The organism is Aeromicrobium sp. YIM 150415 (assembly GCF_016918125.1).
Lineage (GTDB): Bacteria > Actinomycetota > Actinomycetes > Propionibacteriales > Nocardioidaceae > Aeromicrobium > Aeromicrobium piscarium.
The window spans coordinates 24,815-49,825 of record NZ_JAERWM010000034.1 but is presented as its reverse complement, the minus strand read 5'-3'; the positions used below and the strand labels follow the sequence as shown (position 1 = coordinate 49,825).

The following is a 25,011-nucleotide window of genomic DNA, read 5'->3' as shown; positions in this document are numbered from 1 at the left end:
GGGACCGTGGCTCCGAACTCGCCGAGTACGCCCGAATCCAGACCGCTCTGGACATGCGGGTCTACTTCTGCGATCCCCGCTCACCCTGGCAACGCGGATCGAACGAGAACACCAACCGGCTCCTACGACACTGGTTCCCCAAAGGCGCCGACCTCTCGACCTTCACCGCCGAGGACCTCCGCAACGCCCAAGACAGCCTGAACGCACGCCCCCGACCTACCCTTGACCTCGACACCCCAGCCATCCGGCTGAACAGGCTCCTCACCCAGGCAGCCTGACCACCCGTTGCTTCGACCACTAGAACCAGCCCACGGCGAGAGGTGCGTCATTCACCGCCCCACGCGGGGAGACGTGCGTAGCTCACCTGTAAGTCTTTGTGGTGGCTGGCCTGGGGCTGGCTGGTGGGGTGATGCTGGTTCTGCTCGTGTCGTGACTCGTAGCTCACCTGGCTCCATTCGTGGGATGCCTTCTGTGGCGATTTGTCCGGCGCGGGCGGCGCCGGCGTCGTCCCTGGCCCACCAGGATGGCTTGATCAGAAGCATGTCCGACCCCTGCGGGTTGTGACCCATTACAGGACTGCCTCGTGGTGACTCTTCATCCCGGGCCGACGCCGGCAACGACGTCACCCGTGGAGAGGAAACATCGCATGTCCATCGTTGCAGAGACCTACAGATTCGTCGCCCAGCGCCAGGGTGTGGGCTCACCGCCCAGGGTGAGTCGGTCAGGCGAGGTCGAGGAAGGTATCGAAGACGCGGGAGCCGAACTCGAGCGCATCGAGCGGGACCCGCTCGTCGACGCCATGGAACAGCGCCGTGAAGTCCAGATCGCCCGGCAGCCGTAGCGGCGTGAAGCCGTAGGAGGTGATGCCGAGCTTGTCGAAGGCCTTGGCATCGGTGCCGCCGGACATCAGGAACGGTGCGATATGGGCTTCCGGATCGTGCCGGTGCAGGGACACCGTCATCGCATCGACCAGATCGCCCTCGAAGGCGTACTCCAAGGCTCGGTCGAAGGTGTGCGAGTCCACACTCACCTTGTCCCCCACGATCTCCTGCACGGCCGGCATGAAGGTCTCGGCATGGCCCGGAAGGTAGCGGCCATCCACGAAGGCGACGGCCTCGCCCGGCACCACATTGTGCTTGTACCCGGCCTGGAGCATGGTCGGATTCGTCGTGTTGCGCAGCCCCGCGCCGATCATCCGCACGGCCGGGCCGAAGTGACCCAGCAGCTCGGCAGGCGAGCCCTCCGCCCCGGTGAGCTCCCGCACCTTGTCCAACAGCAGGCGCATCGAGGGACCAGGCTCCTCGGGCCACACGTGATCGCCGAGGGCCGCGAGACCACGCGCCAGATGCGCGACGGGATTGTCGTCATTGCGCATCGAACCGTGTCCGGCGGTGCCACTCGCCGTCAACCGCATCCACGCGATGCCCTTCTCCCCGGACTCCACGAGGTACAGACGCTGGCCACCGACCTCGGTCGAGAACCCCCCGACCTCCCCGATCGCCTCGGTGCACCCCTCGAACCACTCGGGATGGTGGTCGACGAGCCAGTGAGCGCCCTTGCGGCCACCGGCCTCCTCGTCGGCGGTGAAGACGAGGAGGATCGGACGATCGGGGATCGCGCCGGCTCGCTGCCGTGCCCGCACCACCGACAGCAGCATCGCGTCGAAATCCTTCATGTCGACCGCGCCACGTCCGTACAGGTAGCCGTCGACGATCTCGGCGGCGAACGGGTCGACACTCCAGTCAGCGGCCTCCGCCGGCACGACGTCCAGATGTCCGTGGATCACCAGTCCCGGGCGGGACGAGTCCTGGTTGCCCCACCGGGCGACGAGAGTGGCCCGGCCCGGCTCGGACTCATAGATCTGGGAGTCGATGCCGACCTCGGCGAGCGATGCGGCGACGTACTCGGCGGCCGCCCGCTCCCCCGGTCCCGAATCGTCTCCGAAGTTGGAGGTGTCCATGCGGATCAGATCACGGCAGATGTCGACGGTCTCGGCGTCAGGCAAGTACCCCATGTCCCGATCGTACGGGGCATCAGCCGACGAGGCGGCGTACCAGATGTCGCACCATCCACCGCGACGGCCCACGCAGAAGCATCCCCGGCATTCCGGGCACACCGAGCTCCTCGCGCCAGACGACACGGCTGCCCTCGCCGTCGGGCGCCACCTCGATCACGGCCCATCCTCGCACGACCCGGCCACGCTTGATCAGTTCGACGCGGCGTCCGGGCTCCCACCGGGCGATCACCATCGGATCGTCGAAGGCGAGCGGACCAAGACCCGTCCGCGCCGTGAATCCCTTGGGCGTGCGCCGGATCCGGGTGAACGGGACCGAGTGGTCTTCCCACCGCGTCAACCGGTCGAAGGCCCGCTCGGGACGGTGAGGACTCGACAGCGCGTACTCGACGTAGACCATGGGTACTAGATTGACGCCATGACACGCAGCATGCCCTTCGAGTCGGTCCAGGACGTCAAGGAGCGCCTCGCGGGCGCGGGGTATCTGGCCTCCGATGCCATCGCCACGACCGTCTTCCTCGCCAGCGAACTGGGCAAGCCGCTCCTGGTCGAGGGGCCCGCTGGAGTCGGCAAGACCGAGCTGTCCCGAGCTGTGGCGACTGCCTGCGGCGCGGATCTCGTCCGACTGCAGTGCTACGAGGGCGTCGACGAGGCCCGTGCGCTCTATGAGTGGAACCATGCCAAGCAGCTCCTGCGGATCAGCTCCGGCAGTGGGAACGAGACCTGGGACGACGCCCGCGACGACATCTTCAGCGAGGAGTTCCTGCTGCCGCGGCCGCTGCTCACCGCGATCCGCAACGACGGGCCCACCGTGCTCTTGATCGATGAGACGGACAAGGCCGATGTCGAGATCGAGGGCCTCCTCCTCGAGGTCCTCGGCGACTTCCAGGTGACCGTGCCGGAGCTCGGCACCGTCACCGCGACCCAGCGTCCCTTCGTCGTCCTGACCTCGAATGCCACGCGCGAACTCAGCGAGGCGCTGCGCCGACGTTGCCTCTTCCTGCACATCGAGTTCCCCGAACCGGAGCTGGAGCGCGAGATCGTCTCTCTCAAGGTTCCCGGGCTGGATGCGGCACTCGCCGACTCCGTGGTGCGGGTCGTGGGTGCGCTACGGGCGAGCGGACTGCGCAAGGCGCCGTCGGTCTCGGAGACCCTCGACTGGGCACGGACCCTCGTCGCGCTGGGCGCCCACTCCCTCGACGACGCGGTCATCTCCGAGACCCTGGGCGTCGTGGTGAAGCACCAGGACGATATCGACAAGGCGCGGACGGCGCTCACCCTCAGCGAGACCTCGTGACCGACGTCGCCGAACGCCTGGTCTCCTTCGTCGAGGCGCTGAGGCTCAAGGGCATCAACGCCGGACCCAGCGAGACCATCGACGCCGCGCAGGTCGCGACGGTGCTCGGCTTCGACGACCGCGAGATCCTTCGCGAGGGCCTGGCCGCAGCGCTCGTGCGCCGGGACGGTCAACGCGATGTCTTCGACATGACCTTCGATCTGTTCTTTCCTGCCGGCATCGGGGCCCCGGAGGCAGCCCGCGACGAGCTCGCGGCCGATACCGTGGAGCAACTGCGCGATCTGCTCGCGATGGCGCTCGCCGACGACGATCCGCGGGCGCTGGACCAGCTCGCCGAGGTGGCGGTCGACCTGCTCGGCGAGGTCGGCCGCCCTGACACGTCGACACATGGATGGTCGGCCTATCAGACATTGGAGCGCTTGCGGCCGCAGACTCTCGTCGCCGCGGCCGTCGGATTCCGCGGGAACGGTGGCGGGGGCGGCAACGGCAGCAACGGACCGGTGACCGAACGACTGCATCGCGACGAGGTGCGACGCGCCGTCGGCCGTTTCCGCGAGGCGGTCTCGTCGGAGGCGCGCCGGCGTACCGCCGAGGTTCGGGGGCGTGAGGTGGTCTCCCGGCACGCTGTGGCCCCCAGCAAGGATCGCGTCGAGTTCCTGAGCGCCAACGCCCATCAGCTGGCGCAGATGCGCCGCACCGTCCAACCGCTCGCCCGACGACTCGCGACACGCCTCTCGGCCCGCCGGCGCCGACGCCGTCGTGGGCAGATCGACATCCGCCGGACGCTCCGCGCCGCGATGAGCACCGGTGGCGTCCCGGTCAAGCCGGTCTACGCCGCACCGCGTCCGTCACGTCCCGAGCTCGTACTGCTGTGCGATGTGTCGGGATCGGTCGCGGGCTTCTCGGACTTCACGATGCTGCTGGTCAAGGCCTTGAGCGACCAGTTCAGCAAGGTGCGGGTGTTCGCCTTCGTCAACGCCATGGCCGAGGTGACCGAGCTGGTCCGCGAGAACGATGGCGATCTCAGCGCGCGCATCCTGGCGGAGGCTCGGGTGACCAAGTGGCACACCAGCAGCGACTACGGCGAGGCGTTCGCCGATTTCATGGTCGAGGTCGACCGGGTCGTGGGACCGCGGACGGCCGTGCTGATCCTCGGCGACGCCCGCAACAACAACCAGCGACCCCGTCTCGATGCCCTGCACCGGATCGCGGAGCGGTCACGCCGGACCTTCTGGCTCAATCCCGAGCACGGATCACGCTGGGGGCTCGGCGACTCCGAGGCTCTCACCTACAGCGAGGTCGTGCCGATGTACGAGTGCTGCACGATCGAGCAGCTGAGCACGGTGGTGGGGCGTCTGCTGCCGGTCTGAGCCGGTCAGGGGCGCAGCCCGTGTTCCTCCATGATGGGCAGCGGGTCGACCGCCTCGCTCTCGTCCTCGAGATGGACCTCGAGGTGGAGGTGCGGTCCGGTGACATTGCCGGTCGCTCCGACGGCGCCGATCTGATCTCCCTTGCGGACGACCTGTCCGGGCTCGACGTCGATCCGCGACTGGTGGGCGTACCAGAGCTCGGTGCCGTCGGCGAGGCGCAGGACCGTGCGGTTGCCGTAGGCCCCGGCATAGCCGGTCGAGGCGACGACGGCGTCTTGCATCGCGTAGAGCGGTGTGCCGCTGGGGGCCGAGAGATCGATACCCGTGTGGCGACCGCTCGACCACATCCGGCCGGCCTGGCCGAAGCGGGCGGACAACCGGTAGTTCTCCAAGGGCATGATCCACTCGTTGGCCGTGCGGGCCTCTTCGGCGGCGCGGGCCTCCTCCTCGGCCTGCAGCTGAGCACGACGCTCCTCGACGAGCCCGGCGATCCGCTCCTTCTCGGCGTTCAGCGCCTCGCGCTGTGCGGCGAAGTCCGGGAGCATCGGCGGGAGCAGTGCGGAGGCCAGGTTGACCGGGCCGGTGGTGTCCTCGGGCACCGCCGACTGCGCACGCAGCTGCGACGCCAGAGGGCTGGTGCCGTCGGTGAGCGGTGTGGGATCGGGTGCCGCGACACCGGGCTCGGTGGGCTCGGCCGCCTCCGGCTCCACACCGGGCTCCGGGGGCTCGTCGGCGGTCTGCGGATCGACCGGATCGACATCCTGATCTGTCTCGGCCTCGGCCGCGAGACCTTGGGCGTCCGGAGCCGGGGCTGATTCCAGCTCGACCGCGGCACTCGGATCGATCGATTCCTCGACCACATCGGGGACGGTGGGCACATCGGCGACGGCCAAGGGAGCCGGCGCGACAGAGGTCACCGGAGCGTCTTCGCCCGTGGTGGCGGCGACGCCACCGGCGGCGGCCGCCAGACTCACGGTGCCGATGACCAGCGGGGAGGCCCAGCGGCGCTGCGGCCGCTGGCGCCGGCGCGTACCACCACGAGGTCGAGGTCCGTCCGCAGGCGCGGGCGAGCGTCGGGACGCAGTCGTCATCGGTACAGGAACCTCGAATGTCGGTGGGGATTCAGCCGCGGCCTACTCTACCGATAACTCTCGATCCGTGCGGCGACTCTCCACAGATTCGGATGATCGTCTGATCTCACGCGTCGAGGTTGACAGAACGCCGCCGACCTGCTCCACGGCGTTGCGGATGCGCGATCGCCGATCCGCTGTCATCGTCGCAGTATGTACATTGGCGGTTCACTCTTCCTGCTGGCCATCGGCGCGATCCTGGCCTTCGCTGTCCAAGACGCGGTCAACGGCATCGACCTCGTCACCACCGGCTACATCCTGATGGGCGTCGGGGTACTCGGCCTGGTCCTCTCACTGATCCTGGCCGGACGCGCCGGCCGCGACGCCCCTCCCCCGCGCTGAGCGCTCACCATGCGCTCTCGATCGCCCGATAGAACGTGGGATACGGGTAGATCATGTTCCGCAGCGTGCCGAGGGGGACCTCCGCGCGGACGGCGAGCGCGAGCAACGACAGGGTCTCACCGCCCGTAGGCCCGGCGGAGGTCGCACCGACGATCACATCGCGCTCGGCGTCCACGACGAGCTTGATGAATCCGTCGTTGCCCGGGCCGTGGATGAAACCGCGGCTGCTCGCCGGGATCTGGGTGACGGAGGTGCGCGCGTCGATGCCTCGCTCCCTCGCCTGGCTCTCGGTGAGCCCCACCGCTCCGATCTCGGGATCGGTGAAGGTCACGCGCGGGAAGCTGGTGTCATACGGTCCCGGATCGCGGCCTAACAGCACATCGCCGACACGACCCGCCTGATACATGGACACGTGGGTGAACTGGCCGCGTCCGGCGATGTCGCCGATCGCCCACAGCCCCGGCGCGAGAGACATGTCGTCATCGACCGTGAGGGTTTTGGCGGACGTGTCGACGCCGAACTCCTCCAGTCCGAGGTCGTGGATACGCGCGCGACGACCGGTGGCGACGAGCAGACGCTCCGCGCGCACCTCGTCGTTGGAGAGGGACACGGTGAAGCCGTCGTCCCCGTGGTCGACCCGGTCGATGGACACCGACTCTCGGACGGTGATCCCCTCGCTCTGCAACACATCGCGTAGAGCATCGCTGGACTCCGGCTCCTCGACCGCCAGGATGCGGCCTGCGACCTCGAGGATGGTCACCGCTGTGCCGAAGCGCGCGTACGCCTGGGCCAGTTCGAGGCCGATGGCGCCGCCGCCGATGACGACGAGGCTCGCGGGGGCCTGCGTGGCGGAGACGGCCTCGCGGTTCGTCCAGTACGGGGTGGAGTCGAGACCGTCGATCGGCGGCACCGCCGGCGCCGTACCAGTGTTGAGCACGACCCCGCGGCGCGCGCTGAAGCGTTCGCCACCGGCCTCGACGGTGCGTTCCCCCACCACCACGCCGCGTCCTCGCACGAGCCGGACCCCCGCCTGGGTGAGCCGGTCGGCCGCGGCGGAGTCGTCCCAGTTCGAGGTGGCCTCGCGACGGATCCGCTCGGCCACCATCGAGAAGTCGGGATGGATCTCGGCGCTTCCACCGAGCCGCCGTACTCGCTGGCCCTCGGCGACAGCATCTGCCGCGCGGATCATCATCTTCGAGGGGATGCACCCCCAGTAAGGACACTCTCCGCCGACGAGCTCGGCCTCGACGGCCACCACGTCGAGTCCTTCGCCGGCGAGGCGTGTGGCGAGGGACTCGCCGCCGGGTCCGGTACCGATGATGACGATGTCGCAACTGATCATGTCACCATCGTCCGCCCGGTGGACGGGGTGTGCTGGGCGAGAGCCTCAGAGACCCTCGGAGTCGATGTCCTTGAGCAGACCGGTGTACTCGTCGAGTGCCTCGATATACGCGGGCAGACGCCCGTCCTCGTGGATCTTCAGCACGGCATCCACCTGATGGCGTGTGAAGGGACAGATGCCTTCGGCCTGTAGTTCGTGCTCGGGCGCGTCGGGATGCTCGAGGCACACCATGAGTCCGACCCCGGCTGTCAGATACATCTCACAGCCGAGCTTCTTCATCAAAATGAGGCTCATCTCGAAGGCGAGTCGCTCGTGCTCGCTGTCTCGCAACCCGTTCGCTCCTTGATCGCAGGGAAGGCGGGCCCATATGGGGTGCCCGAGCGGCCACGATCTCATACGACATCGGCAATGTCGACTGCCGCCTCCGACAGTGAACCACCTGCCGCAAACCGCGGTTGCAGGCCGTAGGCTCGTCCCGCACCGTCGACATCGCGAGAAGGATCATGAGCGGACTCACCGAAGACCAGAAGTCCCGGCTGCTGGAGCGTTTCCGCTCCCTGAGTCTCGGCTCGGCCCACCTGTCCGCAGCCCACGCCCGCATGCTGGTGGCCGAAGTCGACGCGGTCCTGGGCGGAATCGTCGAGCCCGAGCCACGTGCGGAGCCGGTAGTCCCCGACGGTGTCGTCACGATCGCCTGTGATGGCTCGTGCCTGGCCAATCCAGACGGCCCGACCGGTTGGGCGTGGGTGGCCACCGACGGTCGCAGCGACTCCGGTGGCCTGGCCAACGGGACCAACAACATCGGCGAGCTGCTCGCACTGATCAATGCCCTCGAGGCGCACCCGGACACGGCGTTGCACCTCCAGCTCGACTCGCAGTACGTGCTCAACTCGGCCACTAAGTGGATTCCGGGCTGGAAGCGCAAGGGCTGGAAGACCGCCTCCGGTAAGCCCGTGGCCAATGTCGACCTCATGCGGCGCCTCGATGAACTGCTGCGCGCGCGAGAGGAGGCCGGCATCCCGACCACGTGGGAGTGGGTGCGAGGGCACAATCAGCACGCTCTCAACGAGGAGGCCGACCGGTTGGCGGGGGAAGCCGCGCGCCTCGCTCGCTGACCGCCGAGACCCACGCGATGTTTGACGGGGCCCGCCACGGGGTAGGTACCGGGTATGACGTCACGTGAGAAGAACACCGAGGACGACGGCGAGGTCGCGAACCAGGGTCCGCCTCCTCCCGCACCGGAGGAGACTCCCGATACCGGCGAAGGCCGGCTCGCTCCGCAGGCGGGCAGCGACATCATGGACTCCGATGAGGACGAGGATGAGGGCTGAGCGCGATGCGTATCCGTCATCCGGTCTGGGGTGCGGGTCTCGCGATCGCCCTGAGCGCGGCGGTGCTGGGCATCGTGTGCCTGCTGCTCGTGCGCTATGGCCCCCTCGAGACCACACCCTGGGCCTATATCGGCCTCGCCCTCGGCGGCGCGGGCGCGGTCGCCTCGCTCGTCCACCTCATGAAACACGCCCACGACGTGACCGAGGAGTGATGATGCGTTACGGCTGCTATGGGAACCACAATGCATCGTCATCGGTGCGGACCTGCTTGAAACTCGATGCATTCAGGTCGCCATAGCAACCCTTATGCATCATCATCGGTCCGCAGAAGGCCCCTCCCGATCATCGTCGGGAGGGGCCTTCTGCGTGTCCCACGCTGATGCTTCAGCGTCGATCATGTGTGTCCGAGGGGGGACTTGAACCCCCATGCCCGTAACCGGGCACTAGCACCTCAAGCTAGCGCGTCTACCTATTCCGCCACCCGGACATGGTCCCGAACCGGAACCGTGGTGCGTCGAGAACACTACCAAACAGGTCCAGCGAGACGAACAGGGAGGGGGTGTCGTCGGAGCACCCCCTCCCCACGCTCAGCGGGCCCGGACCTCCGCGTCCACCGCGACGTGTTCGGCGTCGAACCCGCCACCGCCGAGATAGTGGACCTCGAGCGTGTGACGGCCGGGCCCCAGGACGACCGGGAGCACCGAGACGCGCGCCGAGCCACCGCTCAGATAGCCGATACCGACCGGCAGCCAACCCGCCTGGACCACCACGGCCCCACGGGCATCGCCGTTCGCCGAGACCTCCACCACGGGGCCCTTCGGCCAGCGGACGGGCTCGGCACTCGCGCTCAGCCCGAGTGCCGACTCCCCGGAGGTCGACATGCCGATCAACGCGGGATTGTGATCACTGGCGCGATACGGGCTCGTGTCGTACAACTGCGTGACGTTCTGGTTGAAGCGGCTGTACTCGCGGGCGATCGACTCTTCCGCGTTGATCGTCCAGACATCGGCGCCCGTGACGCGCTCGGTGGCGGCCGAGGAGGCGAACACATGATCGAGGGATCCCATCTGACCACCGAACTGATACGTCGGATCGGCACCGTGCTCGGCCGGCACGTTGACGTATCCGGCGTCCTCGATCACGCGAACGGGGTCCTCCTTGCTGTAGGCATTGAAGTCGCCTGTGAGGAAGACCAGCTCGGTGTCCGCTCGCTGCTGCTCGGACTCCGCGAAGGCCACGAGAGACGTGGCTTGACGCACCCGGGACGCGTTCGAGCTGCCCTGGCCGTCTCCCTGATCCGCGTCCTCGCCCGTTCCCGAGCCCTTGGACTTGAAGTGATTGACGATGACCAGGAAATCGTCGTCCTCCCCTGCACCGACAGGCCGGAACTCCTGCGACAACGGCTCACGGGCATTGCCGAACGCAGCATCCTCGAGAATCACCGACTCACCCACGAGCTCGACCTCGTCGGGCTGGTAGATGAAGGCGGTGCGGATGACGTCCTCGTCCTCGGGCACCTCCTGCGGAGATGGCACGAAGTCCCACAGCTGCTCACCGGCATGCTCGTTGAGCGCCTCGACGAGGGTCCGCAACGCGGTGTCGCGGTCCTCGCCGAAGGCAGCCGAGTTCTCGATCTCCTCCAGCGACACCACCGCGGCATCGAGACGGTCGATCGCCGCGACGATCTTGGCCTCCTGTCGTTCGAAGCTGGCCCGGTTCGCCGCTCCTCGCGGACCGTTGTTGGCGCACGAATCGACCGTGAGATTGGCGCCCTCGCGGTCGGCGTAGTAGGTGCAGTCACCCTTACCGGCAGCCGCATACTCCTCGCCCAGCGTCGTGAAGTAGTTGAGCACGTTGAAGGTCGCGATCCGCACGTCGCCTCCCACGTCGGCGGGCTCCCCGGGGCGAGTCGAATCCTGGACGAGGAGCGGCTCCTCGTCTCCGGCGGCCAGCCGTGTGGTGGGCTGGAGCTTCCATGCGTCGTTCCGGTAGTCCAGGATCATCGGCTCGGTCACCGTCGCGCGTGCACCGACCCGCATCTCGTTGTCCGGCGTCAGCCAGGGCACGGGGACCTCGCGATTCGCACCGTTCAGGAAGTTGACGGTCGCACCGTCATCCACGCTCACGGCACGCTCCGCGTTCTCGAGCACCAGCGCCTCGTATTCCGGTGAACCGGGCCGGGCCGCATCCGTCGGCTGCGCGAGCGGTGTGTCACCGGCGGCGAGGCCTATCTGACCGTACTGATGCGTCTGATAGTTGTCCGTGACCGTGAAGCCATTGGCTGGCGCGACGATCATGCCCTCGAGGGACTCTCGCTCAGCCTCCGAGAGCGGGAACTCCACGGCCGCGGGTTTCACGGCCTGCGCCGGATCGTCCAGCACCTGCCATCCGCCCGCCCTGGGGACCAGCTGTGTGAGCCCGTAGTACTCCCCGACCGTGCCGGTGATCTCGAGATGATCGCCGACCTCCGCCTGCGCGGCCAGGGACGACGAGTACACGAAGACGCCATCCGAGGCGAGGTGCTCCCCCAGGTCGACCTCGCCTCCCGTCCCCTCGGTCTGGAGGTACAGGCCGTCGAAGCCGCCCTCGGCGTAGACGGCCGTCACCACACCCCGGGTGCGCACCGGCTGCCCGAGCAGCGGGCTCTCCGCCCCCTCGCCCTGGATCTGCGCGATCGTCGCGTCCTGCGGCTCCCCCGGCTCACTCGTGTCGCCATCGCACGCCTCACCGCAGGCCTCGGGTAAAGGATCGTGAGCCGAGAAGTCCGCGGCATTGTCATCGGTGTCGGTACGGTCGTCGTCTCGTGCGAGCGCGGATCGAACCGAGTACCCCTGGGCCTGACCGCTTCCCTCGTACGTCGTCGATGTGCCGTATCCCACGAGGTCGACGAGGGCCGGATCGTCCAGCACCGCCTCACGCTCGCCGCTCAGTGCGCCACCCGAGCGCACCAGCGCCAGGGTGCCTCCGGCGCTGCCGGAGAAGGCGATCCCGCTCGTGACATCGGGCTCCGGGTTCTCCGCACCTGCGGCCCCGTTGCTGTTGCCGCCGACGAGGAGCTGCCCGCCCGCGGGGATCGTGTGGTCGCCGAGGTCGATGACGCCGCTGAACCTCCCGGTGCTGGTGGCTGAGCGGTACTGCACCGACCATCCGCGGACGCTGACCGCCGTATCGGTCGGGTTGGCGATCTGCACGTACTTGTTCCGATAGACGGCGCCCGAGCTGCCTCCGTTCAGGTACACCTCGGAGATGACGAGCCCGTCTCCGGCCGGGGCCGCGTCGCTCGCCGCGGGTGCCGCGAGGAGACCGGCGGCGAGCGCGGCCGTGCCGACGAGGCCGATCGCCGCCCGGGCGAGCGCGGCCGTCACCGCGTGACCTCGACCGTCACCGGCACCGAGCTCTTCTCGTATCGACCATCGCCCCAGTGGGTGACCGTCAGCTCGTGCGCACCGGGTCCCAGCACGAAGGGCAGGGTGTAGACGGTGGCCGAGCCTCGGTGCAAGAGGCCCACTCCGACCGGGAAACCACCTGAGGTGACCGTCACCAGGCCCTTCGCGTCCGGGCGTGCCGTGACGTCGATGCGCGCGGGAAGCGGATACCGCACCGAGCCGGCCGTCGCGCCGAGCTCCGCGCCCGGCTCCTCTGCGGCGTCCACCGTGAACGGCGCGGTCGTCACCACGGTGTCCGAGGGAGCGACCGTGACCCGTAAGCGCACCTGACCGGAGAGATCGTCCGGCAGGGCGACCGTGGCCTCGGCGGCTCCTTCGCTCACCTCGGCGTCACCGAGGTCGACGGTCCCACCGTCCTCGGTGACGGCCTCGATCGTCAGGTCCGTATTGGCGGGTGCTCCACGGGACGTGAGATCCAGCTCGGGAAGCGTGAAGGTCACGCTGTCCCCGGCGGTGTAAGCGTCGTCGAGTCCCTGGACCTCGACCGAACGCCGGGCGAAGTCCGGTGCGACCGGCGAGTTGGACTCCAGATACTCGATCCAGGCTTCGTAGTCGACCAAACCGGTGTCGGTGTTGGTGCCGTCGGCGAAGGCGCGGAAGTTGTCGCCGCCCTGCGCCAGGAAGGAGAACGTGGCGATCCGGTAGCTGGCCGCGGGGTCGACCGGCTCTCCATCGATGGTGATGCCGGTGATCCGATCGCCTTCGGCGCGCGTGGAATCGAAGGTGTAGGCGACATTCTCGGACACCCCGAGCTGCAGGTAGGCGCGGCTCGGCACCTCGCCGTCGGCGTCCCGCTGCCACTGCTGTTCGAAGATCGTCTTCAAGGTCTCGCCGGTCACCTCGACGGAACTGACGTTGTTGACGAAGGGCAGGACCGCATTGGCCTCGGCATAGGTGATCTCACCGGGCTGTTCGGCGCCTGAGGGCGCGTACAGCAGATCCGCACGCAACCCGCCCGGGTTCACGATCCCGAGATCGGCCCCGGCCTGCGTCTCCGAGACCTTGGCAAGCAGTGAATCGGCCACGAGTCCGCCGAGCGTGGACTCCGCACCACGATCCTCGCTCGTGCCGCTGAAAGCTCGCGTGATGTCGGCGGTCTGCGATCCCTTGACCTCCCGGCCGATCTCATCGGCGACCTCCAGGGCCGCGGCGACGATCGACTGCACCTCCCCGACGCGCGGGAACTGTTCGACGAGATCAGCGTCCTCGGTCTCGGTGCGGGGCACGTTGCGGGACGTATGCGATACGACCTCACCTGTATCGGTGTCGACGGTCAGGCCGACCTGACCGATGTTCTCGCCATAGCTGCCGGTCTGCAGGATCGGGCGCGTGCGATCGGGCTCGCCGGGCACGGGAGCGTCCCAGGCGTACTCCTGGTGCGTATGGCCCATGAAGATCGCGTCGACCGAACCCGACACGCCCTCGGCGATGTCGCGGAAGGTCGGACTCGAGGCCACGGCCTCCTCATAGCTGACGCTTCCGTCCGGAGCTCCTTCGTGGATCTGTGCCACGATCACGTCCGGCGGCGTCTCGCCCGCCTCGAGCTCCTCGACCGTCTCGTTGACGGAGTCCGTCACGTCCGCGAACTCCAGTCCCTCGACGCCACCGGGGCTGACCAGGGCGGGCGTCTCCTCGCTCACCGCGCCGACCACGGCGACCTCCAGACCGGCCACCTCGAAGGTCTCGTAGGCCGGGAGGACCGGCTCGCCGTCCGGGCCGAGCACATTGGCCGCCAGATACGGGAAGTCGGCCGCGTCGCCGACGCGGCCGGTGAGGTCGTCGACCCCTTTGTCGAACTCGTGATTGCCCACCGAGCTCGCGGCGACGCCCAGCGCGTTCAGCACATCGATCGTGGGGATGTCCTCGGAGACCGCCGAGGCGAACAGTGAGGCGCCGATATTGTCCCCATTGGACAGGACGAGGGTGTTGTCCTCGCCGCCCTCGGCCCGCAACTGCTCGACGGTGCCCGCGAACTTCACGGTGTTCTCGTCGATACGACCGTGGAAGTCGTTGAAGCTGAGTAGATTGAGTGCGACCTCGTCGGCCTGGGCCGGTGCCGTCGCGAGTGTGGTCAACGTCCCCGTGACCAACAGTGATCCGAGCGCCGCTCCTGCGAGACGGCGCGATGCGCGTGTCATCGATATTCCCCCGATATGGTGTCTGGATACTCCAGGTCCCGACACCATCACCCGAACGTGAACGTGCTGTCAACGATCGGTGACGAACAGGCGCACGCTCGTCAGTAGGAGGTGGAGTCCTCCGCGCCCGTGGCCTGTCCGCCGGCAACACGCGCCGCGAGGTCGTCGAGGATGACTCGGGTGGCGCTGGTGCCGAAGCGGGTGACGCCCGCCCCACGCATCTCCAGCAGCGTGTCGAGGCCGCGGACACCTCCGGAGGCCTTCACCTGTACACCGGGACCGACGGCGGCGCGCATCAGCCGCACGTCCTCGAGGGTCGCTCCCCCGCCGGCGAAACCGGTGGAGGTCTTGACGAAGTCGGCACCGGCCCGCTCGGCGGCCTCGCACGCGGCCACCTTCTGCCCGTCATCGAGCAGCGCGGTCTCCAGGATGACCTTCACGATGTGATCGCCGGCGGCCCGCTTGACGGCTCGGATGTCTGCCTCGACGTCCTCGACGAGGCCGCTGCGCAACCGGCCGATGTTCAGCACCATGTCCAGCTCCAGAGCGCCGTCCTCGAGCGCTTGGCGGGCCTCAGCGACCTTCGTCTGGGTGGTGGTGGTCCCGTGCGGGAAGCCGATCACGGTCCCGACGGCGACCGCCGATCCGGCGAGGCGCTCCACCGCGTGGGCGACATCGCTCGGGCGCACGCAGACGCTGAAGATGCCGTACTCGCGAGCCAGGTCCAGGTCGGCATCGACATCGTCCCGCGTGAGTTCCGGCTTGAGGATCGCGTGATCGATCTGGGCGGCGATCTCGGCGACAGAGGGCACGGTGGTCATATGCCCAGCCTAGCCAGGGCTCGTGGCGGCCGGTGACCCGTCAGCAGTCCGGGACAGGTGTCCCAGGTCCCTCGACACACCCGTGGGTGGACTCCGTCCGGTTGACCGACCGTGTTTCCATGTATCCATGCCCGCGCACGTATCGGCCGATCCCGGACGCGCCGTACGGCCGTCGAGGTCGTCGGTGTGAGCGCGACGCTCCCCACCCGTTCCGCGCATCCGGAGGACACCGCGGAACGGGCTGCGCGACCCGCCCGCCATCTGGCGGCACTCGACGGACTGCGCGCGGTCGCCGTCCTGCTCGTCCTGGGCTATCACGCCGACCCGGATCGCTTCCCCGGCGGCTTCGTCGGAGTCGACGTCTTCTTCGTCCTGAGCGGATTCCTCATCACCGCGCTCATCCTGCGCGAGATGAACGAGCACGGGCGCGTCGCCCTGCGCCGCTTCTGGGCTCGCCGGATCCGCCGTCTCGCACCGGCGCTGCTCGTCATGGTGGCCATCACCAGCTCGATCACCCTGGCCGTCGGCAATGACACCGGCGCCGGGTTGCGGAGCCAGGTCATCGGGGCTCTCACCTGGACGAGCAACTGGATCCAGATCCACGAGGGATGGTCGTATGCGGATGCCAGCGTTCCGCCCTTGCTCAACCACCTCTGGTCGCTGGGCATCGAGGAGCAGTTCTACCTGCTCTGGCCGGTCCTGATCCTCGGACTGCTCACCGTCGCCCGTCGTGCCGTCGCCCAACGAGTCGTGGCAGTCCTGGCACTGGTCTCGGTGGGACTCATGGCGTTCTGGTACCTCACCGCAGATCCCACGCGGGCTTATATGGGCCTGGACTCCCATGCGTTCGGACTGCTGCTGGGCGCCACCGCGGCTCTCGGCACGACACCGCATCTCTTGCGCGACGGCTTCGCGGCCGCCACCGAGAAGGTGCGCTACACCGCGCTCGGTGCCGTCGGTCTCGTCGCCATCGTCGTCTACGCACTCGTTGTCGAGTGGGACAGCCAGGTGACCTTCCTCGGTGGTCTCGCCCTCGTCAACCTGGCCACCGCCGGACTGGTACTGGCAGCGGCCAACCCTACGCCGATCGCCCGTGTCCTCGGCTGGTCGCCATTGCGCTGGGTCGGTGAACGGTCCTACGGCATCTACCTGTGGCACTGGCCCCTGATCGTCTTCGCCACCCGACTCATGCCCGCCGAGCATCGCGTCGTCGCGGGCTGGGCAGCCGTCCTCATCGCCGTGCCCGTGGCGGCGCTCTCCTATCGCTTCGTCGAGCTCCCGCTGCGTCGTGACGGTGCCCGTGCGACGCTCGCCCGCTGGGCGGCACAGGTCCGCGGGGACGACAGGGTCTACCGCCCGCGTCGCGCGCGTCCGCTGGCGATCGCCGGCCTCGCCGTGCTCCTCACAGCGTCCACAGCGCTCTGGAAGGCGCCCAGCGAGTCCGATGTCGAGGCGGCCCTCCGCGAGGGCCAGCGCGCCGTCTCGGCCTCGATCGAGGCATCGGATGAGGCCCCGGAAACGTCGGCGCCGACGGAGGCGCCGCCACCGGCTCCCGACGCCTGCCGCGCCGTGGACGCACACGAGGCCGTCAGCGCCTTCGGTGACTCCGTGACCGTCGCCGTGGCTCCGGCGCTCCTGGAACGCCGCCCCGGCTCCTCGGCCGTCGCGGTGGTCGGCTGGCAGTACGGGGACGTCGCCGGCGCGATCCGGGACGCCGCCGCGCAGGGCCAGCTCCAGCCCACGGTACTCATCGCGACCGGCACCAACGGCGAGATCGACCAGGCCGACCTGGACGCCCTCGTCGCGAACGAGCTCGCCGACCGGCAGGTCGGGCTCGTCGCCCCCTATGTACCGGGGCGCTCATGGAGTGACCAGTCCCTGGCCGCGGCGCGTGCCGTGGCCGAGGCGCACGCCAATGTCCATCTGATCGACTGGAACGCCTTGGCCTCGCAGCATCCGGAGATCACCGGGACCGACCAGGTGCATCCGACCGGGCACGGACAGGGCGTGTTCGTCGACCAGGTCGGCCAAGCCCTCGCCGTCTGCTGATGGAGGCGCGCGCTGTGATCCTCGCGGGTCCCTCCGGCTCCGGCAAGTCGCACCTCGCCGCCCGCCTGGGCTGGCCGGTGCTGCGGCTCGACGACTTCTACCACGAGGGCGATCACCCCTCGCTCCCGATGAGCCCGCTGGGACTTCCCGACTGGGACGACGTCCGGAGCTGGGATCGGGACGGGGCCCTCCGCGCCATGGAGGACCTGTGCAGGACCCGTACCGCCAGCGTGCCGGTCTACGATCTCGCCCGCAGCGCGCGAGCCGGTAGCCACCGGATCGACGTCGCCGGCGACCGGTTCATCGCCGAGGGTCTGTTCGCACCCGATATCGTCGCCGACTGCCGGGATTCCGGACTGCTCGCCGATGCCATCTGCCTGGTCCGTCCGCGATTGCTCACCTTCGCGCTCCGACTGGCCCGCGATCTGCGCGAGTCGCGCAAGCCGCCTCACGTGCTGGTTCGGCGGGGGTGGGCACTGCTCCGGACGGAGCGGGCGGTCATCGCCCGCGCGGTGGCGGCCGGATGTCGCCCCCTCACACCGGCCCAGGCCCGGCGTGAGCTCGCGGCATCGCGCTGACCACGGAGCCCGGCGGTGGCGGTAGGTCATCAACCTCATCGCGATCGGATGACGTTGACGGCGTACCGCCCGCGGGACGGAAGGGTTGAGGGCCTACCGCTAGCGCGACCGAAAGGTTGACGACTTACCGCTGCCCCGGTGAGGGTCAGGCACCGTAGCCGGGCTTGATGACCTCATCGATGAGTTGAAGGCGCTCATCGAAGGGCAGGAAGGCGCTCTTCATGGCGTTCACCGTGAACCAGCGAAGATCGCCCACCGAGTAGCCGAAGGCGTCGCTGAGCAAGGTCAGCTCGCGGCCGATCGACGTCTGGCTCATCAGGCGATTGTCCGAGTTGACCGTCACCCGGAAGCCGAGCTCGGCGAGCAGGGCGATCGGATGATCCGCGATCGAGGCGGCGGCCCCGGTCTGGACATTGGACGAGGGGCACAGCTCCAGGGGGATCCGACGGTCGCGGATATAGGCCGCCAGCCGCCCGAGGCGAGGACGGTAGCCCGACACGTCGATATCGTCGACGATGCGCACACCGTGGCCGAGGCGATCGGCACCGCACCGCTGGACGGCCTGCCAGATCGACGGGAGGCCGAAGGCCTCGCCCGCGTGGATCGTGAAATGCGCGTTCTCGCGGCGCAGATACTCGAAGGCCTCCAGATGCAGGATCGGCGGGAAGCCGTCCTCGGCGCCGGCGATGTCGAAGCCGAAGACCCCCCGATCACGATAGGCGACGACGATCTCGGCGATCTCCAGCCCGCGCGAGGCGTGTCGCATCGCCGTCAGCAGCTGCCCGACGACCATCGTCCCGCCGGCCGCACGGACGGCGGCGACACCTTCGTCGATGCCCTCCTGGACGGCCTCCACCGCCTCGGTGAGGCTCAGCCCGGCCTGCTGGTGCTGCTCGGGAGCCCAGCGAAGCTCGGCGTACACGACGCCGTCGGCCGAGAGGTCCTCCACGGCCTCCCGGGCCACCCGTCGCAGGTCCTGCGGCCGTTGCATCACCGCCACCGTGTGCTCGAAGGTCTCCAGATAGCGTTCGAGGGATCCGGAGCTCGACGCCTCGGCGAACCAGGCGCCGAGGGTCTCGGCCGGTGCCGGGAGCTCATGACCGATCTCGGCGGCGATCTGCGCGACCGTGTCGGGCCGGACCCCGCCGTCGAGATGTTCGTGCAGGGCGACCTTCGGCAGGCCGGCGATCTGCTCCGCGGTGGCCCGGGTCATCCGGCCGTCCCCCCGTTGTCCATGAGCAGCACGACCGCCTCAGCCACACAGGCGGGCGTGTCCTCGCCCTCGATCTCGACGGTGTGCTGGAAGGTCACCTGCTGGCCCTTGGCGATATCGCGCACCTCCAGCACCAGGACACGATCACGGATCCGCGACCCCACGCGCACCGGCGTCACGAAACGCACCTTGTTGAGGCCGTAGTTGACCCGGGCCACGTCGCCGGCCACCGCGTACACCTGGGCACCGAGGAAGGGCAGCATCGACAACGTCAGGTACCCGTGGGCCACCGTCGCGCCGAACGGGCCCTCGGCCGCGCGCTCGGGATCGACGTGGATCCACTGGCGATCACCGGATGCGTCGGCGAACATGTCGATGCGATCCTGCTCGATCGGCATCCACGCGCTGACCCCGAGTTCGGTGCCCGCGGATTCGGCGATCTCCTGACGATTGTTCAGCACACGCATGGCCCGACCCTAACCAATACGGTCGATCACGACGGGACGCAGGTCACATCCGGTGTCGTCGATCGTCCAGGCGTCGGTGAGCGCCGCCGCCGCGCGCTCGAAGCGCTCAGGGGTGTCGGTGTGGAGGGTCACGAGCGGTTGTCCGAGGCGGATCCGGTCGCCCGGTTTGGCGTGCAGCTCGACGCCCGCGGCGGCCTGGACCTCCTCCCCCGGACGACTGCGCCCCGCTCCGAGCCGCCACGCGGCGACTCCCACGGCCATCGCGTCGAGTCGTCCGAGCACGCCATCGGTCTCGGCGAGGATCACCTGGGTCTCCGCGGCCTCCGGGAGCGCCGCGTCCGGGTCGCCGCCCTGTGCCGCGATCATGCGCCGCCAGACGTCCATGGCCCGACCCGAGGCCAGCGCGTCGGCCGGGTCGACGTCATCGCGTCCCGCGCCGGCGAGCATCTCGCGGGCTAGCGCGAGGGTCAGCTCCACCACATCCGCCGGTCCGCCGCCGGCGAGCACCTCGACCGACTCCCGGACCTCCAAGGCGTTGCCTGCGGTCAGGCCGAGCGGCGTGTCCATGTCCGTCAGCAAGGCGACCGTGCGCACGCCCGCATCGTCGCCGAGCGCGACCATCGTGGCCGCGAGCTCGCGAGCATCGGCCTCGCGTTTCATGAAGGCACCCGACCCGGTCTTGACGTCGAGCACGAGGGAGCCGGTCCCCTCGGCGATCTTCTTGCTCATGATGGAGCTCGCGATGAGCGGCAACGACTCGACGGTCCCCGTGACATCGCGCAGCGCGTAGAGCTTCTTGTCCGCAGGAGCCAGCCCGGATCCCGCCGCGCACACGACCGCCCCGACGTCCTCGAGCTGCGCGAGCATCTCCTCATTGGTGAGATGAGCTCGCCAGCCGGGGATGGCCTCGAGCTTGTCGAGCGTCCCGCCGGTGTGTCCCAGTCCGCGTCCGGAGAGCTGTGGGACGGCCACCCCGCAGGCGGCCACGAGGGGTGCCAACGGGAGCGTGATCTTGTCGCCGACGCCGCCCGTGGAGTGCTTGTCCGCCGTGGGCCGCGACAGTCCGCTGAAGTCCATCCGCTCACCGGACGCGATCATCGCGCCGGTCCAGCGGGCGATCTCACCACGATCCATGCCGTTGAGGTAGATCGCCATCGCGAGCGCCGCCATCTGCTCCTCGGCGACGACGCCGCGCGTGTAGGCATCGATCACCCAGTCGATCTGGTGTTCCCCGAGCACGTGACCGTCGCGCTTGACGGCGATCACCTCGGTCGCGTCGAACGGCTCCTTGGCCACGGCGTTCACTCCTTCGCTCGTACGGGGATGCTCTCGTAGCCGCGCAGCACCCAGGTGGGACGACGCGGCGCTGGTTCGGCGAGGGCCAGCCCGGGCAGCCGGTCGAGCAGCGCACCGATCGTCAGCTGCAGCTCGAGGCGCGCCAACGGGGCTCCGAGACAGAAGTGCAGTCCCATGCCGAATCCCACGTGGGGGTTGGGGTCGCGCGCGACATCGAACTCATCGGCGCGTTGAAAGACCTCGGCGTCCCGGTTGGCCGAGCCCATCAGACAGGCCACCTTCTGGCCCTGATGGATCGTGACGCCCTCGACCTCGATGTCGTCGGTCGCCGTGCGCTCGAACAGCTGCAGCGGCGCGTCGTAGCGGATGAGCTCCTCGAGCGCCGTCTCGACCGGAACCTCCCCGCCGCTGACCCGCGCAAACTGCTGGCGATCGGCCAGGAGGGCGTGCATGCCGTTGCCGAAGACGTTGACGGAGGCCTCGTGTCCTGCGTTCAGCAGCAGGACGACCGAGGCGACGAGCTCGTCCTCGCTCAGCCGCGTGCCGCCATCGCGTTCGGCGATCAGATCGGTGATGAGGTCCTCGCCGGGATGATCCCGGCGATGGGCCACCACGCCACGCACATAGGCCGAGAACGCCTCGCTCGCCTCGATCGCCGCATTCTTCGTGTCGAGGTCGACATCGGGCTCGTACATGTGGACGATCGCCTGCGACCACCGCCGCAGGTCCTGGTGGTCCGCCCGCGGCACCCCGAGGAGATCGGCGATGACGAAGACCGGCATCGGCTCGGCGTAGGTCCCGAGGATGTCCACGTGGTCACCGTCGTTCAACCGCTCGACCACCCCGCCGGGGGCATCGAGCATCGACGCCGCGAGCTCGGCGATGCGCGGACGCATCCGCTCGACATGTCCCCGGCCGAAGGCCCCCGCCACGAGACGCCGCAGCCGCGTGTGCGCGGGCGGCTCGTTCTCCATCATCTGGTTGCGATGCAGCGCGTTGAACGGCTCCATCTCGTCGAGCGGCACCTGATCGGTCCAGATCCGCCCGAAGCGCCGGTCACGCAACACGGCGCTCACCGCTCCGTGGGTCGTGGCGAGCCAGACACCCCAGGCCTCGTGCCACACGAGCGGTGCCTCGGCGCGCAGCTCCGCGAGCACCGGATAGGGATCGTCGAGGAAGCCGGGGTCCGCAGTGTCCAGCAGGTCGGCCGTCATGCCGTCACCACCGTGGACGGTCGAGCACACGATACTGGGGGCATAGCGGGTCTCCTCGTCACTGCTGCAGGTCCGTCTCGTCGAAGGCATCGGGGAGCACCTCGGACATCGCCACCGGACCTCGCGGGGTCAGCACCTGGCATTCTGCTCCCCCGTGCTCCCAGATCAGCTGACGGCAGCGACCGCAGGGCATGATCGGCTGCCCCTGGCCGTCCACGCAGACCACCGCGCGCAGGCGTCCCCCGCCGGTCGAGTGCAAGGCCGAGATCATGCCGCATTCCGCACACAGTGCCACGCCGTAGGCGGCATTCTCGACATTGCAGCCGAGCACCACGCGTCCGTCCTCGACCAGTCCCGCCGCCCCGACGCGATAGGACGAGTACGGCGCATAGGCCCGCCCCATGACTTCGGTGGCGTAGCGGGTGAGTGCGTCCCAGTCGACCGGGGCCGCCGCCGACGTGAATCCGAATCCCGCGCTCATCCGGCCTGTCCTTTCCGGTAGGGTTTCCCGTCCGCCGCCGGCATCCGTAGCCGTTGCGCGGCCACCGCCAGCACGAACAGCGTGAGGATGTACGGCGTCATGCCGGTGAAGTCCGAGGGCACCGAGTCGACCGCCAGATACCAGGCGAAGAGCACGACCGCGATGCCCGCGATCACGATGGCCGTGACCCGCTCGCCGCGACGGAGCTTCAACGCGGCGTAGCCGAGCAGCAGCACCGCGAGCAGCAGCAGGATGGCGTGCACGAGGGGTCCGTTATTGGACAACAGGCTGATGCCGTCCGCGTACCCGAACATCAACGAGCTCGCGAGCACCCCGGTGGGGTTCCAGTTGCCGAAGATCATCGAGGCCAGGCCGATGTAGCCACGGCCGTTGGTCTGCCCGGTCGTGAACGACGACGACGCCACCATCGCGAGGTAGGCGCCGCCCAGTCCGGCGAACCCGCCCGAGATGATGACCGCGATGTACTTGTACAGATAGACATTGACGCCCAGCGTCTCGGCCGCCTGCGGGCTCTCCCCGCAGGACCGCAGCCTCAGGCCGAAGGGCGTGCGCCACAGCACCCAGGCGGTGAAGGCCACGAGCAGCAGGGCGAGGATCGTGAGCAGGGACAGACGCGTAGTGACCCCGGCGATGGCCCCTGCGACGTCCGAGACCAGGAACCATCGTTGTTCGGACACCCAGCGAGCCGCCGAGGAGATGCCGGGGATGGTGATCTCCCGAGGCACCGCGTAGCCCGACAGATTGCGCGGACCGCCTCCCTCGTAGCCGATGAAGAAGGTCTGCGCCAGATATCCCACGGCACCGAGACCGACGATATTGATCGCGACGCCGGAGATGATGTGGTCCACGCCGAAGGTGACGGTGGCCAGGCCGTGCAGGAGCCCGCCCAGGGCACCCATCGCGATGGCACCGAGGACCCCGCCCCAGGCGCCGAAATGATAGGCGAAGAAGGCGGCACCCCAGGTGCCCAGCAGCATCTGGCCCTCGAGGCCGATGTTCACGATGCCGGCCCGTTCGGCCCACAGACCGCCGAGACCGGCGAGCAGAATCGGGCAGGCGGCGATGAGCGCCAGTCGCAGGGTGCCCGGGGTGGTCATCCGGTTCTGATCGGTCAGCACCCGCACAAGCGACACCGTGATGAGGACGGCCAGGACGACGATCCAGGTCAGGTACCGCACCTGCCGGACCGCCGCCGGGGAGGCGATCGTGCGCGTCATGCCCGCACCCCCTCAGTCGTCGTGCCCAGTTCTCGCGCGACGCTCTCCTGTTCGCGCCGGGCCTTGATCCGCCGCGAGATCTCGAAGGCGATGACGACCATGAGCACCACCACGCCCTGGGTGATCTCGACGACATCGCGTCCGACTCCCACACTCTGCAGGCGGTTGGACTGCGTCGAGAGGAAGGCGAACAAGGTCGCGCCGAAGAAGATACCCAAGGAGGTGTTGCGGCCGAGCAGTGCGACGGCGAGACCCGTGAAGCCGAGGCCGCGTTGGAAGTACTCGGGGATGCCGAAGGTGTGCGTGCTGCCGAAGAAGCTCGGCATCCACACCAACCCGGCGATCGCGCCCGAGATCGCCATCGTGATGAGCACCATCTTCTTGGGATTGATGCCGTTCGCCAGGGCCGCGGTCCGCGACTCTCCGGCGGTCCGCAGGTCGAAGCCGAAGCGGGTCCATCCGAGCAGGAAGGAGTAGCTCACGGCGACGATCACCGCGAGGATCGCGAGTGCCCAGACATCGGGGGCTCCGGAGATGATCCCGAATCCCAGAGGCTGGCTGGACGGCGGGATGGTGCCGGTCGTGTACGTGTATCCGGCCTTGGCGCCGTAGGTCTTGACCAGATATCCGGCCAGGGTGAGGGCCACATAGTTGAGCATGATCGCCGAGATGACCTCGCTGACGCCGCGTGTGACGTTCAGGACGGCGGCGATCATCGCCCAGGCCATGCCGGCGAGCATCGCCACGACAAGCGTGGCCAGGATGTTCAGGGGGCCCGGCACGATCCCCGCCCCGGCGAAGAAGGCACCGGCACAGGCGCCGATGATGTACTGCCCCTCGACACCGATATTGAAGATGTTCATCCGGAAGCAGATCGCGGCGGCGAAGGCCGAGAGGGCGATCATCGACGCCTGGTTGATGATGATCACCAGATCCCGCTCCCCGGGCACGGAGAGCATGGCGTCGAGGAAGCCGCCGACGGGCGCTCCCGAGATCCACACGATCGCGGCTGTGGCCAGCAGCGCCGCGGCGATCGCCACCAGGGTCGGCACGATCGAGTACGTCACCATCTGCGCGACGCGTCGGACGAGCTGGCTCTCGCTGCGCTCGCTCATGCCCCCACCGCCTCGAGAAGAAACACACTAGGCCGATGGCGGCATGAGAAGACCGTCGTCGTTCGCTCGCTGCGCTCGCTCATGCCCCCACCGCCTCAAGAAGAAGCACACTAGGTCGCAACTCGGTGA

24 protein-coding genes and 1 tRNA gene are annotated in these 25,011 nt (G+C 68.7%); 9 read left to right on the top strand and 16 right to left on the bottom strand.

The window, feature by feature from the left end:
* On the top strand, positions 1 to 278 hold a 278-nt coding region (locus JL108_RS18965; protein ID WP_205199666.1), incomplete at its 5' end, for an IS30 family transposase.
* 443 nt (positions 279 to 721) lie between these two features.
* Here JL108_RS18965 and JL108_RS18960 read toward each other — a convergent pair.
* Positions 722 to 2,014, bottom strand: coding sequence for a M20/M25/M40 family metallo-hydrolase (locus JL108_RS18960; protein ID WP_205199665.1), 1,293 nt, complete (start codon positions 2,012 to 2,014; stop codon positions 722 to 724).
* Between the two features lie 19 nt (positions 2,015 to 2,033).
* Positions 2,034 to 2,414: an SRPBCC family protein gene (locus tag JL108_RS18955; RefSeq protein WP_205199664.1), complete on the bottom strand. Its 381-nt coding sequence runs from the start codon at positions 2,412 to 2,414 to the stop codon at positions 2,034 to 2,036.
* Between the two features lie 18 nt (positions 2,415 to 2,432).
* Between JL108_RS18955 and JL108_RS18950 the strand changes: the two genes are divergently transcribed.
* Positions 2,433 to 3,311 carry a MoxR family ATPase gene (locus JL108_RS18950; RefSeq protein WP_205199663.1) on the top strand — a complete coding sequence of 293 codons (879 nt, stop codon included), beginning with the start codon at positions 2,433 to 2,435 and terminating at the stop codon, positions 3,309 to 3,311.
* Entirely contained in the window at positions 3,308 to 4,681 is a 1,374-nt protein-coding gene (locus JL108_RS18945; protein ID WP_143912170.1) for a VWA domain-containing protein, read from the top strand. Before JL108_RS18950 ends, JL108_RS18945 begins: the two co-directional genes overlap by 4 nt.
* Before the next feature lie 5 nt (positions 4,682 to 4,686).
* Here the strand turns inward: JL108_RS18945 and JL108_RS18940 are convergent, their stop codons facing one another.
* Positions 4,687 to 5,772 carry a M23 family metallopeptidase gene (locus JL108_RS18940; RefSeq protein WP_205199662.1) on the bottom strand — a complete coding sequence of 362 codons (1,086 nt, stop codon included), beginning with the start codon at positions 5,770 to 5,772 and terminating at the stop codon, positions 4,687 to 4,689.
* 192 nt (positions 5,773 to 5,964) lie between these two features.
* Here JL108_RS18940 and JL108_RS18935 point away from each other — a divergent pair, with 192 nt between their 5' ends.
* Positions 5,965 to 6,153 carry a DUF6458 family protein gene (locus JL108_RS18935; RefSeq protein WP_143912167.1) on the top strand — a complete coding sequence of 63 codons (189 nt, stop codon included), beginning with the start codon at positions 5,965 to 5,967 and terminating at the stop codon, positions 6,151 to 6,153.
* Between the two features lie 4 nt (positions 6,154 to 6,157).
* Here the strand turns inward: JL108_RS18935 and JL108_RS18930 are convergent, their stop codons facing one another.
* Positions 6,158 to 7,495 carry an NAD(P)/FAD-dependent oxidoreductase gene (locus JL108_RS18930; RefSeq protein ID WP_205199661.1) on the bottom strand — a complete coding sequence of 446 codons (1,338 nt, stop codon included), beginning with the start codon at positions 7,493 to 7,495 and terminating at the stop codon, positions 6,158 to 6,160.
* Positions 7,496 to 7,540: 45 nt separating this feature from the next.
* Positions 7,541 to 7,825 carry a hypothetical protein gene (locus tag JL108_RS18925; RefSeq protein ID WP_205199660.1) on the bottom strand — a complete coding sequence of 95 codons (285 nt, stop codon included), beginning with the start codon at positions 7,823 to 7,825 and terminating at the stop codon, positions 7,541 to 7,543.
* Positions 7,826 to 7,998: 173 nt separating this feature from the next.
* Between JL108_RS18925 and JL108_RS18920 the strand changes: the two genes are divergently transcribed.
* The 3 genes from JL108_RS18920 to JL108_RS18910 are packed head-to-tail and all read left to right on the top strand — an operon-like array spanning position 7,999 to position 9,038.
* Entirely contained in the window at positions 7,999 to 8,610 is a 612-nt protein-coding gene (locus tag JL108_RS18920) for a ribonuclease H (RefSeq protein ID WP_205199659.1), read from the top strand.
* A gap of 54 nt (positions 8,611 to 8,664) precedes the next feature.
* Entirely contained in the window at positions 8,665 to 8,826 is a 162-nt protein-coding gene (locus tag JL108_RS18915; RefSeq protein WP_205199658.1) for a hypothetical protein, read from the top strand.
* A 5-nt stretch (positions 8,827 to 8,831) separates the two neighbouring features.
* Entirely contained in the window at positions 8,832 to 9,038 is a 207-nt protein-coding gene (locus JL108_RS18910) for a hypothetical protein (protein ID WP_205199657.1), read from the top strand.
* A gap of 189 nt (positions 9,039 to 9,227) precedes the next feature.
* Here the strand turns inward: JL108_RS18910 and JL108_RS18905 are convergent.
* From JL108_RS18905 to deoC, 4 genes are all read right to left on the bottom strand, one after another.
* Positions 9,228 to 9,313, bottom strand: a tRNA-Leu gene (locus tag JL108_RS18905).
* A gap of 100 nt (positions 9,314 to 9,413) precedes the next feature.
* Complete coding sequence (locus tag JL108_RS18900; RefSeq protein ID WP_205199656.1) at positions 9,414 to 12,191, bottom strand: ExeM/NucH family extracellular endonuclease; 2,778 nt, start codon at positions 12,189 to 12,191, stop codon at positions 9,414 to 9,416.
* The gene (locus tag JL108_RS18895; RefSeq protein WP_205199655.1) at positions 12,188 to 14,410 is read right to left on the bottom strand and encodes a bifunctional UDP-sugar hydrolase/5'-nucleotidase; all 2,223 of its coding nucleotides are present in this window, start codon (positions 14,408 to 14,410) and stop codon (positions 12,188 to 12,190) included. Before JL108_RS18895 ends, JL108_RS18900 begins: the two co-directional genes overlap by 4 nt.
* Before the next feature lie 101 nt (positions 14,411 to 14,511).
* Positions 14,512 to 15,231, bottom strand: coding sequence for a deoxyribose-phosphate aldolase (deoC, locus tag JL108_RS18890; RefSeq protein ID WP_205199654.1), 720 nt, complete (start codon positions 15,229 to 15,231; stop codon positions 14,512 to 14,514).
* A gap of 186 nt (positions 15,232 to 15,417) precedes the next feature.
* On the opposite strand from deoC, the gene JL108_RS18885 reads away from it, so the two are divergent.
* Together JL108_RS18885 and JL108_RS18880 are read left to right on the top strand one after the other, a co-directional pair.
* A complete protein-coding gene (locus tag JL108_RS18885; RefSeq protein ID WP_205199653.1) occupies positions 15,418 to 17,280 on the top strand; it encodes an acyltransferase family protein in 1,863 nt (620 codons plus the stop codon).
* A complete protein-coding gene (locus JL108_RS18880) occupies positions 17,280 to 17,858 on the top strand; it encodes an ATP-binding protein (protein ID WP_205199652.1) in 579 nt (192 codons plus the stop codon). Before JL108_RS18885 ends, JL108_RS18880 begins: the two co-directional genes overlap by 1 nt.
* A gap of 145 nt (positions 17,859 to 18,003) precedes the next feature.
* Here JL108_RS18880 and JL108_RS18875 read toward each other — a convergent pair whose 3' ends face one another.
* Genes JL108_RS18875 through JL108_RS18845 form a run of 7 tightly spaced genes read right to left on the bottom strand, consistent with a single transcriptional unit; the run spans position 18,004 to position 24,882 of the window.
* Positions 18,004 to 19,071, bottom strand: a complete 1,068-nt coding sequence (locus tag JL108_RS18875) for an adenosine deaminase (protein ID WP_143912151.1) — start codon at positions 19,069 to 19,071, stop codon at positions 18,004 to 18,006.
* Positions 19,068 to 19,538, bottom strand: a complete 471-nt coding sequence (locus tag JL108_RS18870) for a MaoC family dehydratase (RefSeq protein WP_143912150.1) — start codon at positions 19,536 to 19,538, stop codon at positions 19,068 to 19,070. Before JL108_RS18870 ends, JL108_RS18875 begins: the two co-directional genes overlap by 4 nt.
* 9 nt (positions 19,539 to 19,547) lie before the next feature.
* The gene (locus tag JL108_RS18865; RefSeq protein ID WP_205199651.1) at positions 19,548 to 20,834 is read right to left on the bottom strand and encodes a thymidine phosphorylase; all 1,287 of its coding nucleotides are present in this window, start codon (positions 20,832 to 20,834) and stop codon (positions 19,548 to 19,550) included.
* 5 nt (positions 20,835 to 20,839) lie between these two features.
* Complete coding sequence (locus JL108_RS18860; protein WP_240191496.1) at positions 20,840 to 22,138, bottom strand: cytochrome P450; 1,299 nt, start codon at positions 22,136 to 22,138, stop codon at positions 20,840 to 20,842.
* Positions 22,107 to 22,529: a cytidine deaminase gene (locus tag JL108_RS18855; protein WP_205199650.1), complete on the bottom strand. Its 423-nt coding sequence runs from the start codon at positions 22,527 to 22,529 to the stop codon at positions 22,107 to 22,109. Before JL108_RS18855 ends, JL108_RS18860 begins: the two co-directional genes overlap by 32 nt.
* Complete coding sequence (locus JL108_RS18850; protein ID WP_143912146.1) at positions 22,526 to 23,767, bottom strand: ABC transporter permease; 1,242 nt, start codon at positions 23,765 to 23,767, stop codon at positions 22,526 to 22,528. Before JL108_RS18850 ends, JL108_RS18855 begins: the two co-directional genes overlap by 4 nt.
* Positions 23,764 to 24,882: an ABC transporter permease gene (locus JL108_RS18845; protein WP_240191495.1), complete on the bottom strand. Its 1,119-nt coding sequence runs from the start codon at positions 24,880 to 24,882 to the stop codon at positions 23,764 to 23,766. Before JL108_RS18845 ends, JL108_RS18850 begins: the two co-directional genes overlap by 4 nt.
* Positions 24,883 to 25,011 lie beyond the last annotated feature (129 nt).

Coding starts and splice junctions, on each gene's coding strand:
- JL108_RS18960 (WP_205199665.1), bottom strand. CDS start 2,014: ATGGGGTACTTGCCTGACGCCGAGACCGTCGACATCTGCCGTGATCTG.
- JL108_RS18955 (WP_205199664.1), bottom strand. CDS start 2,414: ATGGTCTACGTCGAGTACGCGCTGTCGAGTCCTCACCGTCCCGAGCGG.
- JL108_RS18950 (WP_205199663.1), top strand. CDS start 2,433: ATGACACGCAGCATGCCCTTCGAGTCGGTCCAGGACGTCAAGGAGCGC.
- JL108_RS18940 (WP_205199662.1), bottom strand. CDS start 5,772: ATGACGACTGCGTCCCGACGCTCGCCCGCGCCTGCGGACGGACCTCGA.
- JL108_RS18935 (WP_143912167.1), top strand. CDS start 5,965: ATGTACATTGGCGGTTCACTCTTCCTGCTGGCCATCGGCGCGATCCTG.
- JL108_RS18930 (WP_205199661.1), bottom strand. CDS start 7,495: ATGATCAGTTGCGACATCGTCATCATCGGTACCGGACCCGGCGGCGAG.
- JL108_RS18920 (WP_205199659.1), top strand. CDS start 7,999: ATGAGCGGACTCACCGAAGACCAGAAGTCCCGGCTGCTGGAGCGTTTC.
- JL108_RS18915 (WP_205199658.1), top strand. CDS start 8,665: ATGACGTCACGTGAGAAGAACACCGAGGACGACGGCGAGGTCGCGAAC.
- JL108_RS18910 (WP_205199657.1), top strand. CDS start 8,832: ATGCGTATCCGTCATCCGGTCTGGGGTGCGGGTCTCGCGATCGCCCTG.
- JL108_RS18895 (WP_205199655.1), bottom strand. CDS start 14,410: ATGACACGCGCATCGCGCCGTCTCGCAGGAGCGGCGCTCGGATCACTG.
- deoC (WP_205199654.1), bottom strand. CDS start 15,231: ATGACCACCGTGCCCTCTGTCGCCGAGATCGCCGCCCAGATCGATCAC.
- JL108_RS18880 (WP_205199652.1), top strand. CDS start 17,280: ATGGAGGCGCGCGCTGTGATCCTCGCGGGTCCCTCCGGCTCCGGCAAG.
- JL108_RS18875 (WP_143912151.1), bottom strand. CDS start 19,071: ATGACCCGGGCCACCGCGGAGCAGATCGCCGGCCTGCCGAAGGTCGCC.
- JL108_RS18870 (WP_143912150.1), bottom strand. CDS start 19,538: ATGCGTGTGCTGAACAATCGTCAGGAGATCGCCGAATCCGCGGGCACC.
- JL108_RS18860 (WP_240191496.1), bottom strand. CDS start 22,138: ATGCCTTCGACGAGACGGACCTGCAGCAGTGACGAGGAGACCCGCTAT.
- JL108_RS18855 (WP_205199650.1), bottom strand. CDS start 22,529: ATGAGCGCGGGATTCGGATTCACGTCGGCGGCGGCCCCGGTCGACTGG.
- JL108_RS18850 (WP_143912146.1), bottom strand. CDS start 23,767: ATGACGCGCACGATCGCCTCCCCGGCGGCGGTCCGGCAGGTGCGGTAC.
- JL108_RS18845 (WP_240191495.1), bottom strand. CDS start 24,882: ATGAGCGAGCGCAGCGAGAGCCAGCTCGTCCGACGCGTCGCGCAGATG.